At 63.7% G+C, this 13,508-nt stretch carries 10 protein-coding genes; 3 read left to right on the top strand and 7 right to left on the bottom strand.

All coding sequences use genetic code 11. From position 1 onward, the window contains the following. Positions 1–53: 53 nt before the first annotated feature. Genes NKI25_RS18820 through NKI25_RS18810 form a run of 3 tightly spaced genes read left to right on the top strand, consistent with a single transcriptional unit; the run spans position 54 to position 887 of the window. Positions 54–257, top strand: a complete 204-nt coding sequence (locus NKI25_RS18820; protein WP_352999012.1) for a hypothetical protein — start codon at positions 54–56, stop codon at positions 255–257. Between the two features lie 10 nt (positions 258–267). After that, entirely contained in the window at positions 268–477 is a 210-nt protein-coding gene (locus NKI25_RS18815) for a hypothetical protein (protein ID WP_352999010.1), read from the top strand. Then, the gene (locus NKI25_RS18810) at positions 477–887 is read left to right on the top strand and encodes a Rap1a/Tai family immunity protein (protein ID WP_352999008.1); all 411 of its coding nucleotides are present in this window, start codon (positions 477–479) and stop codon (positions 885–887) included. The genes NKI25_RS18815 and NKI25_RS18810 overlap by 1 nt, the downstream gene beginning before the upstream one ends. Positions 888–894: 7 nt before the next feature. Here NKI25_RS18810 and NKI25_RS18805 read toward each other — a convergent pair whose 3' ends face one another. Genes NKI25_RS18805 through NKI25_RS18775 form a run of 7 tightly spaced genes read right to left on the bottom strand, consistent with a single transcriptional unit; the run spans position 895 to position 13,506 of the window. After that, complete coding sequence (locus tag NKI25_RS18805) at positions 895–9,042, bottom strand: pyrophosphatase-like OB fold-containing protein (RefSeq protein ID WP_352999007.1); 8,148 nt, start codon at positions 9,040–9,042, stop codon at positions 895–897. Beyond that, positions 9,039–10,175, bottom strand: a complete 1,137-nt coding sequence (locus tag NKI25_RS18800; RefSeq protein ID WP_352999005.1) for a hypothetical protein — start codon at positions 10,173–10,175, stop codon at positions 9,039–9,041. Before NKI25_RS18800 ends, NKI25_RS18805 begins: the two co-directional genes overlap by 4 nt. A gap of 11 nt (positions 10,176–10,186) precedes the next feature. Then, positions 10,187–11,014, bottom strand: coding sequence for a hypothetical protein (locus NKI25_RS18795; protein WP_352999003.1), 828 nt, complete (start codon positions 11,012–11,014; stop codon positions 10,187–10,189). Positions 11,015–11,037: 23 nt separating this feature from the next. Continuing rightward, positions 11,038–11,502: a hypothetical protein gene (locus NKI25_RS18790; protein ID WP_352999002.1), complete on the bottom strand. Its 465-nt coding sequence runs from the start codon at positions 11,500–11,502 to the stop codon at positions 11,038–11,040. A 12-nt stretch (positions 11,503–11,514) separates the two neighbouring features. After that, on the bottom strand, positions 11,515–11,889 hold the full coding sequence (locus NKI25_RS18785) for a hypothetical protein (protein ID WP_352999000.1): 375 nt from the start codon (positions 11,887–11,889) through the stop codon (positions 11,515–11,517). Further along, a complete protein-coding gene (locus NKI25_RS18780; protein ID WP_352998998.1) occupies positions 11,852–12,811 on the bottom strand; it encodes a hypothetical protein in 960 nt (319 codons plus the stop codon). Before NKI25_RS18780 ends, NKI25_RS18785 begins: the two co-directional genes overlap by 38 nt. 11 nt (positions 12,812–12,822) lie before the next feature. After that, entirely contained in the window at positions 12,823–13,506 is a 684-nt protein-coding gene (locus tag NKI25_RS18775) for a hypothetical protein (protein WP_352998996.1), read from the bottom strand. Positions 13,507–13,508 lie beyond the last annotated feature (2 nt).

Below are 13,508 nucleotides of genomic sequence, written 5' to 3'. Positions count from 1 at the left end.
TGCTTCTCCAATTCGGTTGATCTGCTGGTGGATTTGGCGTCAGAGTGCCGCCCATGATCGGAACGGTACTTCCTGACGCGGATTTGAGCCTGTGGGTAAAGACTGCCGGCGCCTTCTTTGCCGTCGCTGGCGGCCTCATTGCCGGCTACAGGATGCAGCGCTGGCTTGCCGCCTATGTGCCTGGCTTCGCGAAACTGCCGCACGAGCTCGGCCCTGCGGTTGGGCTGCTCGGCGGCGTGGTCTGGCTGCTTTGGTAGGGAGGAAGAAATGCGGAAACTGCTACTTGCCGTGCTGCTGCTCACAGCGTCGCCGGCCTTGGCCGACGAGTTCTGCGACGGCTTTGAGGAAGGCTATAAGACGATCAAAGGCGATGTAGCCTTCGTGCCGTTCTGCCCCTTCGAACCATTCACGCCATACGGCTCGACACCCTTCAGGGAGGGCATCAAGGCCGGGATCGCTGCCGCGTTGAAACGCTAATGAACAGATCGAGCCGCACTTGGCTTGCCGGTTTTGCGCTCGCGTCATCCATCCTGCCGTCGCATGCTGAGTTTTTTCAACATCATCCATGCGATGATATGCGAAGCATCTTGGACAAAAGCATTTGCGCTACCAGTTACCCGCCGCTCCCTGACAACCGCGCTGGAAACGATGCCTTCGAATATTGCTCTGGACCGAACGCTTGGCGCTTGAGCGCCTATCTGTCTGGCTATTTGTTGAAGTTCGAAAGCACAAAACCGAGCAACATATGTCTTCCGCTAAATCCTTACCCAGACCAACTTCGTGATGTTTTCTGTCAATACATGTCCGAACACCCCGCAGAAAGGCACCAACGATGGGACAACCTTTTTGAGCAATCTATGCGGGGTGCTTTTGCTTGCACTCGATAGATAACATCTAGTCCTCCTCGCTGCCTTCGCCCGCATCATCCCCGCCGCCGGCTGCCCGCCCGAGCTCGGCGCGCTTTTCGGCAAGCGTGTCCATCTTGGTCATGATCGAGGACATCGACCGTTCGAACTCGGCTTGAGAGATCAGGTTGCGTTCGCGCTGGCGGCCAAGCGCGCGCGCCTGCGCCCGCAACTCCTGCTCGACCTTCTTCATGTCGAAGCCGTGCCAGAACAGCCCTTCCTCGACGTCCTGGCCCTTGACCTTGATGCCGACGGACGAAGCAAGAGCCGACGGCATGTCGTAATCCCGGCCTTTGCTGTCGGTCGCGCCACTGTATGCGTTGATGATCTTTTGGTTGTACCAACTCCCCGGCACCCACGCCGCCGACGGCATCCAGCTTTTCCATGCGTAATCGCCAACCTTGCCGGCCTTGTCCATCCAGCCGTCTGTGAGTTCGTTGGTGATTTCGTCGCCGGTGAAGGCTTGTTTGTTGAGGGCGAGCTCGGCCGCCATCATCATCGGGCCGCCGAACTGGATCGGTGCCGGAATGGACAGGGCACCCGAACCCTGATTGGTGTCGAAGACGTCGCCAGCCGGAATCCAGCGCCGAATATCGAGGAACATCGGCATGCCGTTGCCGTCACGGAACGGCATCCGCATCATGCGCGGCACGCCAAGCCAGGTGAAACCCTGCTCCTCATCCCGCAGACTGGCGCGCTCGCGCTCCTCGTCGTCGCCGTCGTCATCCCAGCCATAGGCAAGGGCGTTGAGAGCGTAGGCGATCAGGAAGTACTTTGGCAGCTTCCAAGGCCGCGTCGCCATCGCACGGGCGATCAGCGGCACGGCGCGATAGGTGTAGGAGATGAAAGGCAGTACCGAATTGCGCGCCGCGTTCACCCAAGGAGCCCGGATGTCATAGTCGAGGAACTGTTGTCGGGCGAAGTCGGCGGCCTGGGCAGGTTCGTCACCGGCCTGCCGGCGGCGCATGTATGTCGCCATGCGAAACAGTTCGTCCTCGATGCGGTAGGCCTCGATGGTGAACCTGTCGGCGGTCTTGGCCCAACCCCACAGCCGGTCGGCAACTCGCGACAGCGTGCGAACGTTGCTGGCGACCCCGGGGATGTCCGATTCGGCTTTGGCAATCTCGTCGAGGATCGGCCGCAGCACCTTGTCGCGAACCTCCTGGGTCATCATGTCGCCGCCGAATGCGCCGTTCTCTATCGCCTCGCGGTAGTGCTGATCCTTGGCATAGAAGGACTTCACGCCGGCGGCTAGATCCTGCATGCGGATGTCGGCGAAGTCCATGAACATCAGGTTCGACATCACATTGTTCATGTGCACGACCGGCGAGCGGGCGGTCTTGTTCAGCTTCCACTGCGTCAGGGCTTTGCGCCAGAACGTCGGCTTGTTCATGATGGTGAATTCGTTGATGTCGCGCCAGATTTCGGCGCGGACATACTTGCCGGCCAGCGCGCCCCAACGCTTGGTACCACCGGTCTCGCCGATTGTCGTGTCGGGCACCTTGACCCAGCCGACTTCCTGGTCGATGGCACGGCGGCTGAAGTCTTCCGAGTTCAGCCACTTCGTCGCCGGCGGGGCGGTGGAGACCCATTCCTCGTTTTCGGCGATATCCTTGAAGAACCGGCCTGTCGCAAGGTCGTGCGCCATCATCAGGTAGGTCTTGCCAATGGTGTACCGGGCGTCGAGAATTTCACCCATCGAAGCCCGCTCGGCCTTCGAATAGTCGCGCCAGAGCGTGAACTTGCCGCCGTTCTCGGCGCGGATTTCCCAAATGCCGCTGTCGCGCCAGCCGGCATATTTCTCCGGCACCGGCTTGTCGGCCGGCAGATACACGCGCTGCACCGCCTGCGGCTTGGCGTCCGGCTCGAGCAAGTCGCCCTGCTGCTGCATCATGTCAAGGATGCGGAACTTCTCGCCCTTGACCGGCTTGCCGCGGCCGGCACTGGCCCATGCCGGATCGTCGCGCACCAGGCGCGGCGCGTCGACGTCGAGGAAGATGCCCCTGCCCTTGAACTGGTCGCCGACGATTCGCTGCCGGCGGCTGGTCATCAGCTTCGACACATAGCCGATCATGCCGCCGTCCATCTCATGCTTGGCATAAACCCGATGGAGATAGGCGCCGCGGTTGCGTTCGAAACTCTCGAGCGAGAGCAGCCCGAGCGATACCGCCTCCTGCCCCAATTCGTCGATGGCGATGCGGATAGGCTCGGCCAGTTTAGTCATGTCGGCGTCGTTGACCTTTTCACCGGTCAGGATCGCCTGCAGAACCTTCGACTCCTCAATGCCGACGTTCTGCTCATTCAACGATTTGAGGACCTCGACACCGTCCATCATGATGCTGCGCTCGTCGAGCGCGCGCTTGCGCTCGCGGTCGATATAGGCCGGGTCGAGGCCGTAGCGGTCGACCAAGCCGGCGCGCGCCGTCGCCATTGGCCCGTTCAGCCATGAGAAGCGGCCTTCCGGGTTGAACGTCGCCGAGGTGAGCATCTTCGCCGTCTTGTCGCTGAGATAGAGCCCTGGCTTCCACTGGCCCTGCTTGTCGATGCCGCCGAACAACTGGAATGGCAGGCGCATGGCGCGGTCGATCGGCTGCCCACGCGCGATGAAACCTTGGGCGACGCGCTGGCGGTCTTCGGTGGTTTGCGGCTCGCGACGCAGCTTGAACAGGCTGCCTTGGTCCTTCTCGTCGCCGAACAGCGGCAGCCCGGAGGCGTCGCGCTGCGGCTTGCCGGACCGCTGCCGGCCCTGCATCAGGCGCTCGGCGCGCTCCTTGTCGGAAATCTTCTCGGCGCCGGGAATGACGAACTGCTCGCGCGGCCCGTCCATCGTCTCTATGACTTCCTTGGCGAACAGGTCGCCGTCCATCGATGGGATCGCGTAGGCAACGGTATCGGTCGAGCCCGAGCGCGGCCGGTTGCCGATCTCGCCGGAGCCGATCTTGGCGAAAATGTCGTTCGACGTCTTGAAGCCAAGACCGCGCAGCGCGTTGCCGAGCGCTTCGATGAAATTCCTGATCTTGCGGAATGCGCGCGCGATGAGCCCGCCGGCGTTAAATTTCTCGGTCGCCCAATCGGCATAGGCGTGGGCGATGCCCTCTTCGATCTGCGCCCAATCGGGGAAGCCGGCATACCGTGCCGCGATCTTGTAGCGCTCCATCCACTCGCGCATGGACGTGTTCGAGAGCGCCTGCCATTCCTCTTCGGTGAAAAGACCGGCTCGCCGCAGGGCGTGCAGCGCTTCGTGGTGCAGCACGTTGGCCGGGTTTTTCGCATCGAGAGCGACGTCGATCAGGCCCCGGAAATATCGGCCGTCGGCGGGAAAGGCTTTGCCGTCGACAATGAAGCGGATCGACTGCGCCAGGCGCAGGCCAACATCGGTCAGGCCAAGCCGGTCAAGTTCCTTGCGCAGCGCACCCTCGATGCGATCTGTTTCATCTGCGAAACTGTCGGCTAGCAGGATCTCCGAACGCGACTCGCCGCCGTCGGCCGCCTTGAACCGCTCGGTGATGACGCGCGGCTGCGCCTGGCGCATGGCGTAGCTGATCCGCGCATCAGCCGGATCGAACGTGCCGCGATTGTTGACGGATTTGATCTGCGTAGGTTCGAAGGCGACTATTTCCAACTCGCCACCACCCACGTCAGCAATTACTCCGTCGTAGCCGCGCTCTTTTAAAACCTCAGTCAACGCGCGCGACATATCGCGTTCTGCCGCTGCGTCCCATTCGGCATTTTCATCGTAGGCAAATTCGGTTCGCTCAATTACGGCGTCGTGAAGATCATCTGGCAGCTTGCTGCCCTGCATAACGACGCCGCGAACGCCTCGCGTTTTCTTCTGCCACATGTACGGATTTTTTATCGACAGATAGGCCGGGATTATGTTTTGCCCTTCATCGACGCCGCTGTTTGCGTAATAGTTAGCAGTGTCAGGATCGGTGCTAAAATAGACACCCTCACCAAGGAAGCCGCTATCAAGCCGGCCGGCTCGCTTCGGGTCGAAAGCCTCAAAATTAGCCTGCGTCCCATGATAAACCACCAGCGGCTTACCCTGCGCGTCAACCACCTTCGACTCGCCGAACCAATTCTTGAATGCAGGCGTTTCGGTGATGGCTTCATTGTTCCGCGGCGCAAATTTCTGCTCTTCCGCCTTGCCATCATCAAAGCGTGGCGTGCGGATCGGTGGAGCTTCGCCGATGGGTTTTGGTTCGGCAACACGCTTTGCCGCTTCTGCCTTTGTCGCGTTCGCTTTCTCACGCGCGGTAGCCACCATCGAATCGATGATGCCATGGCTTTGCCCGTCGGTGAACGCGATTCGCTTGCCGTCTGGGCCGAACAGCGTTGTTTCGATGCCTGCGCGATGGAATCTATACCCCGCAGGCAGGTCAGCTTTGACCTGCTCAACATAATCCGCGTTCGATTCCTCGGTCACCGATGGCGCAGGGCGCGGTGCCTCGCCTCCGGCGCGGCGCCTTGCTTCATCGACGGCGGCATCCCAATCGAAGCCCTCATCGAGTATCTTGATCGCGCGCTTGGCAATGTCCGGCGTGATTGGCGCGCGCCTCGATCGCATTGCAGCCGGAGAGGTCCGAGATGCCTCCGTTCCGACACCAATAGCGGCGAGGATTTCGGCCAGTTTTCCGTCTAGGCGCTTGGCGCGGTCGCCGTCACCAGCGGCCTTCAACTGGTCAATTTTGCTGCCGAGTAGCGTCGCAACGTCTTTGTTCGCCTGCACGGCGGCATCAAATTTGGATCGCTGCTCGGGTGAGAGAGCGGCGTAAAACGATGGGCCTTGCGGCGCGGCGGGCGCAGGCTGTTCAACCGGCGTCGATACGGCGACAGGCTCGGCTACTGCGGGTTTGGCTGGCTCTGCTGCGACTTCCGGTTCTGGATTTTGACCTCCAGCCGGTTCAGTGCTTCCGCGTTCGACGCTTGCCGGCGCAGGTTTTTGCGCTCGGTGGCGGACAAGCCCGGTTGTGTCAAGGCGCGCTGGCGCAGCGTCTTGGCGAGCGCTGTCCGTTCGTCCGGCGACATCTTCGGCGAAAAATGGTGCGTCATCGGTCTGGTCCTTGGCCGGCGCAATATGCGCTGTTTCGGCGTCTGCGGCAAGCATATGGCGTTCCATCACCTCGGCGGCGGCCTCATCTGGCCACCAGCCGTCGGCAATGAGCGCATGAACCTCTTCCAGTTCGGCCGGATGCAGGTTGGCACCGACTGCGGCGAGCACCTGCTTGAGTTCGCGCTTGACCTCGTCCTCGCGCGATTTCGCCGTGTTCTGCTCGGCGACGATGCCGGCGCCCTTGGCCTGGTCGGCGCGGGCAAAGATGCGCTGGCCGCGCCGAGTGGCCTCAATGGCATTGAGAAGATCGGCGATGCTGCTGACCTGATACTGTCCGGCCTGGCCGAGATAGCCCGCCTCTTCGGCCATCTCGCGCGCCTGATCGAGCGTCAGGCCGCCGGAGCGCATGAGGCGGCCGGCGCCAGGCACGAAGACGTTGTGCAGGTCGAGCGACCGCAACTCGCCGCGATAGTCCTGCAGCCCGCCAGCTGCGGCGAGGAACTGCACGATGTCGGGCGTGGCGCCCACGCCACCGCCACCGCGCGCCGCTGCCGGCTTGCTGTAGGCAACCGGCTTCTTCGGGTCGCCGTTCTTCAGCCATTGCTTGAACTGCGCCACGGTCATGCCGGTGACGGCGCCGGCACGCCTTGGGCCGCTGCCGTCGGAGAATGCAGCGTCATAGGTGTCCATCGCCGACTGCAATTCGTTGTAGCCGAGCATCACCTTGTGCTCGTCGAATTTTCCGGTCGCCGGGTCGATCTGGTCGACCACGAAGACATGGCCGGTGTTCTCATGGCCGAGATAGACGTCGACCGCATCGCCGTCGGCGCCGTTGGTGCGCTTGAGATAGCCGTAGGGCGCCGGCATCTGGACCGACCACGGCTTGCCGCTGCCGTCGATGCCGGTGCGCTCCTGCCCCGCCTCGGTCTCGATGGCGATCGGCATGCCCTGCCATTCGACATGACGCTTGCGGTAGTTGCCGGCCTCGGCCTGCCCTGGCGTCGGCGCGGCGGTCTGCTCGGCGTTGATGTGAATGTCTTCCGGCCGCTCGATCACCAGCGGCGATTCGCGCGTGCCGGCCGGCGGCTGGAACCGCGCCATGGTGACGCCGTTCTCGGTCCTGGTCTCAAGCCCTGCGATGGGCGCGCCATCCGGCACGGTCTGCCATTTCGCGGTCGGCACGAAATCCGCGATGGCTTTGCGCTCGGCGACGATCTCGGACAGCTTGCGCTTGTCGGAAAGCAATGCATCGAGATTTGGCCGTGTGTCGTTGGCGCCGGGGATGATCTCGGAAATAGGCGTGCTGCCTGGGCGATGCGGCGCCTGCGCGATCTGGCCGCCCATGTGGCGACCGATGACGTCGGCGGCCCAGCTTGGCAGGCTTTCGGCGCTGTGGCTCGGACCCCAATAGCGCCGTGCGCCAAGGTCGATGTGAATGGCGTTGTTGTAGACGCCGATGCCGGTGAAGCCAGCGGCCGACGCGGTTTCGATCAGGCGCACGCGATCGGCGATCGGCATGCCGCGCACGTCGATGTCGAGCGCATTGCCGTCCATGTGCTGCGAACGCTTGGCGCCGCCGGCCGCTGCGTTGCGCTCCGGATCGCGAAAGCCGGAATTGATCGGCAGTTGCGCACCGAACGCATCCTGCAACTGCTGGAAACGGTCGAGGACTTCTGGGCGCACATGCGCCACGTCGGCCGAGCCGGAAGCAATGGTGAAACTCTTCTCCTCCGGCACGAGAGCGGCCATGCCCTTCGGCTGGTCTGTGACAGGGATAAGGCTCGGATCGGCGACGGGCGGCGCCTGTTCCGCGTTTGTTTCACGGGAAACGTCGGGAACTTGTACGTTTTGTACGTTTTGCGCGGGCGGAATGACGGGCGTCAGGCCGCCGGCATCGAGCGGAGCCGGCGCCACCGGCTGGCCGGGCTGCGGCTGGAACGCCTGATCGATGCGTCCGGCAATGTCGGCCTGCGGCGCTTGGGGCGGGAATGCCTGGTCGACGCGGCCATTGATGTCTTCCTGCGACATCTCGCGGGTGAAGGCGTCGTCGATGCGGCTGTTGATGGCGGCATCCGATTCCGGATCGGCGCCGATCACCTGCTCGGCTGGCAAGGCGCCTTCCGGCACACCGTTGACCGAATGGATGCGACCTTGCTTGGCCTCGCGCGCCCTGCCGACGACGATCTCGGGCACGCCAGAGACAACCTCGGCGGCGCCTTCCATGAGCACATCGCCGGGATTGGTGATCGCGCCCTTGTCGACATACTGCGCGCTGGCCTCGCCGGCTGCACCCGTGCCGGCCTGCATGGCGAGCTCGGCGACCGGCTTGCCGATCTTGCCGGCAATGCCGAAGGATATCGCGTCGAAGGCCGCAACCGGAATACCGCGCTTGAGCGCGTGATTCCGAGCGTCCGCCATGATGGCCGGATCCTTGAAGGCGGCTGCTACCGCAGCATCGTCGTTGAAATCGACGCCGTGGTTGCGCATCGTGTCGATGATGGTCGAGGAATACTCGCCTGCAAACGAACCAAGGAACGTGCCGCCGATGGTGCCGGCCGTGGCGCCGACGGCATTGCCGACGATCGGAACGACCGAGCCGGCAGCACCGCCAGCTGCACCGCCAGCAATACCGCCAGACAGAGGCGCCAGCGATTGCGGCAGGCTTTCGCCGATGGTCGACAGGACCGCCTGCGGATTGCTGAGAATGGCATAGGCTGCACCGCCCCAGCTCTTGGCCTCCGAAATCTCCTTCATGCCCTCCTGCACCGCAGGCGGTGCCGGATAGCGAGCGATGTCGGCTTCGTCGCGGACCAGCGCCTTGGCGGTGTCCTCGTCGGACATGATGCCGGTTTCGTGCTGCAGGATGGTGCCGGCCTGCTGCAGGCGGTTGAAGCCGCGCGCCAGCGAGCCGAACGGCACCGACCTGTCTTCCGACATGGGATCGGCCCGACCGATCGCCGGCATTGCGGTCAGCCCGGTCGTGTCGAGCTTCTTCAAGCCTTCGACGTTGAGACCGGATGGCGCCACAGCCGGGCGCAAGCCCGTGGTGTCGAGTTTCTTCAGGCCGCCTGTATCGAGGGTCATTTGGTGTAAAGCTGCCCGTCAATCATGATCACCGAGCCGGCTGGCGCGCTGGTCTTGAACCAGTCGACATCCTGCTGCGTCACCGCCTCATAGGGCGCCTGCTGGGTTCCCTGCCCCTTGATCGCTGCCGGTTGTGCACCGGGTTGCGCTGGCGCTGCGGTCTGCGCCGGCTGCGACGGATCGGCGCCGGCCTGTGGCCGCTGCTGGCCCGACTTCAAGTCGGCAAGTATCGCCTGATAGCGCTGGCGGCGATCCTCCGGCGATGTGCGGAAATCGCTCGATGGCATCTCCATCGAGGTCAACTGCCGTGCCAGGTTCATCAGGTCGATGTCGGTCGGCGGCTTGCGGCCCGATGCAATGGCGAAGGCGTCCTCGTCGGAATAGCCCAGCGCCTTCGCGGCATCCTGCACGACCTGGAACTGAAGCGGCCTGCCGGCGCGGCCGGTCGCTGCATCCATGTCCGGTTCCGGCGCATTGTCGACCTTGAACGGATAGGTCGGGTCGGCACGGTTCTGGCCTGCTCCGGCGCCGCTGGTCAGGCCCTTGACCGCCTCGGTCATGAACTGCTGCTGGCGCTTCGGCGAGTTCGGATACTGCGTCTTCGCCTGCTCGGAGAGCGCCTTCAACTGCTTGATCACCAGCCTGTTGTTGACGATCTGGTCTGGGAGGTCGACGCCGAGCTGCTTGGCCACGGCACGCGCCGTCACCACGTCGCCCTGGTCGAGCAGATCGATCACCTTGTAGGTGCCGTCGAGCGCGGCATTGTCGACCTTGACCTCGCCAAGCCTTGTGTTCTGCTTGGTCTGCGCAATGCGGTCGGCTGAGGTTGCCTGATTTTCAGAGGCGGAAAGCGCGGCATCGCCGGTCTTGATCGGGGCTTGCGCGGCGTTCTCGCGCGCCACGGCGACGTCATAAGGTGCGGTCTGCGCTGCCACGTCGGCGCGCGTCTGGTCTAGGCCGGCGCTGGCCTCAAGTGCCCGCAGCCGCGACGGCATGCCGGCGGCCTGCTCGGCGTTCTGCTGCATCCGGCCATCATTGGCGATATCGGTCGTGAGCAGATCCTGATAGACCTGCTGGCCGCGCTGGAACGCTGCGGTCGCCGGATTGTCGCGGATGAACTGGATGTCTGACATGGTCGCGCCTCTCAGGTGTTGTATTTGGCCATGCGGTCGGCATAGGTGCTCGACCGAGCACCTGAAGCAATCGCCGAGCCGATATCGCCAATGGCCGAGCCCATCAGATTGCCGTTCGCTGTCATCGCATTGGCAGTCGTGTTGCCCATGCTCTCCATGCCGGAAGCCTGCGTCTTGCCGATCGAGGTGTAGGCACTGCCGAGCCTGTCGTAGTAGTTGTCGTACATGCCGCCTGCGCGGCCAGACGCGGTATCGGCGGCCTGCGCCTTTTGCGTACCTTCTGTCGACTGCAGGCCGGAAATGCCGCGCATGGAGGTGTCGTAGCTGTCGGCCAGCCCACCCGCTGCGTTCATCGCTGCGGCACGGTTCTTTTCCAGCATCGAATTGACCTGGTCGTTCTCGACCTTCCCCATCATCGCAGCCGCGGTGCGGCCGGAACCGGCAAAGCCCGACGAGCGGATGTTCTGGGCATTGATGCGGCGCGATTCGTCGAGCTGATACTTCTGGTCTGACGTCAGTTTCATAGGGTTGGCGACGACGTTGCGCAGGAACCGCATACCGGGCTCGGCCTCGTCGCGCATCTGACCGAGCGTGGCCTGGGCGGCGTGGCTGCCTTCCTCGATCGAGCCGACGACTGCCGAATAGCCGGACTGGATCGCCGCCGATTGCATGTCGAGACCAGAATAGAGCGCGTCAATGTACTTGTTGATCGCGTCCGTCGAAATCCGCATGCCTTCATAGGTCATGGCATTCGAAGCGTTCGCCGCGTCGGCGTTCGCATCAGCGCCGACCATTGCGCCAAGCCCCGAAGCAAGCCCGCCGATGATTTCGCCCAGCATTTTCTTGCCCCCCTGCTCTTCGTCTAGACGCCAGCGAGGCGCGTACGCGCCATGCCGCCGCCCACGCCGCCGCCCATGCCTTGGGGCTGCTGCGGTGCGTATGGCTGCTCGGCGGCGCCCTGCTCTTCGCCACCGTCGTCCATGCCGCCCTGATCGCCGCCGCCGCCGGCCTGCTGCATCATGTAGTCGATGACGAAGCCGACCTCGGGCAGGAGCTTTTTCAGCGCCTGCGCCGCACCCTCATCGACGCCGCCGAGCAGCGCTTCCTGCTCTTCGTCCGACAGTGCGTCGAGCCGCTTGAGGAGCAGCGCCTGGACCGGGTTCTTCGGGTCGATGTTGCGCTGCAATTCCGGCGGCAGGCCGTTGGCGGCAGCGGGAGCCGCACCGGGCTGCGGTGCCTGCGGCTGTTGCGGTGCGGTCGGCTGGGGAGCCGCTGCCGGCTGTGGCATACCGCCGCCTGGCTGGCCTGGCTGGTAAGGCATGTTCATGGGAATTGTCTCCTATTTGAGCATGTCGGGGTCGATGCCGTCGCCGACCAGGCGAAAGGCGGTGTGGACTTTGCCGCCATCGGCAAAGCCGAGATCGAGCGCGATATTGTGCAGGCTGCGGTAGTGGGTCGGCATCTCGATGAAGCCGCGCCCGCCGAGAAAGCCCTCGGCGATGGTGATCACCCCTTCGATGGCGCGCCGCGCCGCCTCGATGCGGACGCGGCCCGGCAGGGCCGGATTGACGCAGGTGAAGGCGATGTAGGCGATCGCTGCATTGGGCAGGTAGACGAAGCTGGCGCCGGCAGGAGCGCCGTCACAAAGGACGACGACGCCGCTCGGCGGCAGGCACTCAGGCGGCAGGAACCGGTTTCCATCCCTCGCCTGCAACCAGGCTTTGATAATCGGATAGTGAACCTCTTGCCGGTACGGGACGATCGCCAAAGATCGAGCCTTCGTCGACGATCCAGGCGAGGCATCCGAGGCGGTCTGCGTCTGCATTGATTTCCTCGAGGCGCTGCTCCGGAAGCTGGTCGCCGGAAGCGTCGGTTTCGGCGAAGTCGGCGGCGATGTGGGTGCGCAGCACCATCAGATGATTGGCCGTCATCAATGGATATACGGTGATTTGACCGTCCCGCCCAAGGTCGAACGGCTCGGCGTCGATGGTTTCTTCGACGCGGCGGAACCGGTCGCCGTCCAGCACGGCATGGCTGCCGGTGACGATCTGGCCCTTGTAGCGGAAGGCATTGTCGGAGAGGGCTTCGCCGCGGCCGATCACGGTGCCGCCGAGCATGACCTGCTCGAACAGTTGAATGGTCTCGACCGGCTTCCAAGAGCCGTCGGCCATGCGTACTTCGGTGCCCTTGGCGTAGCAGACGCGCGGCGGCGCCTTCGGCATGACGGCGTGCTCTGGTGCTGCCGGCATGCCTGGCATCTGGAAGACACTGGCCAGCCTTGTGGTCGGTGTTGCCGGTGCCGGGAGCGTGGTCACGGGAGGCGTCGTGACAGGCGGCGTCGCCGGTGCTGGCGTCGTCGTGGCCGGTGTTGCCGGCTGCTGGCTACCGGGGAAAAGCCTGGATATGAGCTGCGGGTCTCTTTGTCCCGAGCCGACATAGCCGGTGCCGCGCTGGTTCATTTGCGGTGTGCCACGATGATAGCCGGCATTTGGTGTCGCCACCGCAGGCAAGGTCGTCGCAGCTGGCGCGACGGTCGTCGTGACCGGCGTCTGTGCGGCGACCGGCGTTGGTACGGCAACTGGTGTCGGTGCGGCCGAACCCAATCCCATGAAGCCGGAGGCGTTCTGCGGTGCCATGTTGATCTCCTTTAACGGAAGGCAGCGACGATATTGGCGTGACTGTGCGAGCCGCCGGGTGGCGGGGTCAGTTGCGAATTGAACAGGCGTGGCGTTTCGTCGGCCAGTGGCAGGTAGAAGCCGCCGGAGGCCATGCGATTGACGCCACGAACGGCCTGCTCGAAGTCTTGCGATGTGCCGGTGATATTGCAGGTGCGCGGGTTCCAAGCCGCCGTCATGGCGAAGAACACGACGCCGGACGCCACCACGTCGCAATCGGCATTGAGGGAATCCGACGCGCCAGCGCCACCATTGATCTGGCTGTCGCTCGCCACATCCGACACAAGGTTGATCACCCGGTAGGTGAAGATATCCGGCCTATCGACATCGCCGGAAAAGGTCGTGGCAATGTCCACCGCGGCACCGGTCGGCACAATGGCTGAAATCAGCGCAAAGCCAAATTCCGGGCGCGGGGCGCCGGCACCGGTGAAATCTGTCTGGGTATGGATGGTGGCGGCTACACCGCCGATCGTCGCTGACGAAAGCGTCTCGGCAGACGCCGAAATCCAGTTGATCCAGGCGAAAATCCGTCTGCCGGCATAATCGGCCCCGGCCGGGCAAGCCGGCGTCAGGTGCGATGTGGCGGTCACAACGGCAGTCGTCGTGAACCCTTCATACTCGCACTCGACCGGGACGCTGCCGGCCCCATCGATCATGA

The organism is Mesorhizobium sp. M0808 (genome assembly GCF_040320025.1).
Lineage (GTDB): Bacteria > Pseudomonadota > Alphaproteobacteria > Rhizobiales > Rhizobiaceae > Mesorhizobium.
The sequence above is the reverse complement of the archived record's forward strand: the minus strand, read 5'-3'. Positions and strand labels throughout refer to the sequence as shown.

What these genes read in the sequence shown, in the direction of transcription:
- NKI25_RS18820 (WP_352999012.1), top strand. Translation starts at nt 54, where the DNA reads ATGATCGGAACGGTACTTCCTGACGCGGATTTGAGCCTGTGGGTAAAG.
- NKI25_RS18815 (WP_352999010.1), top strand. Translation starts at nt 268, where the DNA reads ATGCGGAAACTGCTACTTGCCGTGCTGCTGCTCACAGCGTCGCCGGCC.
- NKI25_RS18810 (WP_352999008.1), top strand. Translation starts at nt 477, where the DNA reads ATGAACAGATCGAGCCGCACTTGGCTTGCCGGTTTTGCGCTCGCGTCA.
- NKI25_RS18805 (WP_352999007.1), bottom strand. Translation starts at nt 9,042, where the DNA reads ATGACCCTCGATACAGGCGGCCTGAAGAAACTCGACACCACGGGCTTG.
- NKI25_RS18800 (WP_352999005.1), bottom strand. Translation starts at nt 10,175, where the DNA reads ATGTCAGACATCCAGTTCATCCGCGACAATCCGGCGACCGCAGCGTTC.
- NKI25_RS18795 (WP_352999003.1), bottom strand. Translation starts at nt 11,014, where the DNA reads ATGCTGGGCGAAATCATCGGCGGGCTTGCTTCGGGGCTTGGCGCAATG.
- NKI25_RS18790 (WP_352999002.1), bottom strand. Translation starts at nt 11,502, where the DNA reads ATGAACATGCCTTACCAGCCAGGCCAGCCAGGCGGCGGTATGCCACAG.
- NKI25_RS18780 (WP_352998998.1), bottom strand. Translation starts at nt 12,811, where the DNA reads ATGGCACCGCAGAACGCCTCCGGCTTCATGGGATTGGGTTCGGCCGCA.
- NKI25_RS18775 (WP_352998996.1), bottom strand. Translation starts at nt 13,506, where the DNA reads ATGATCGATGGGGCCGGCAGCGTCCCGGTCGAGTGCGAGTATGAAGGG.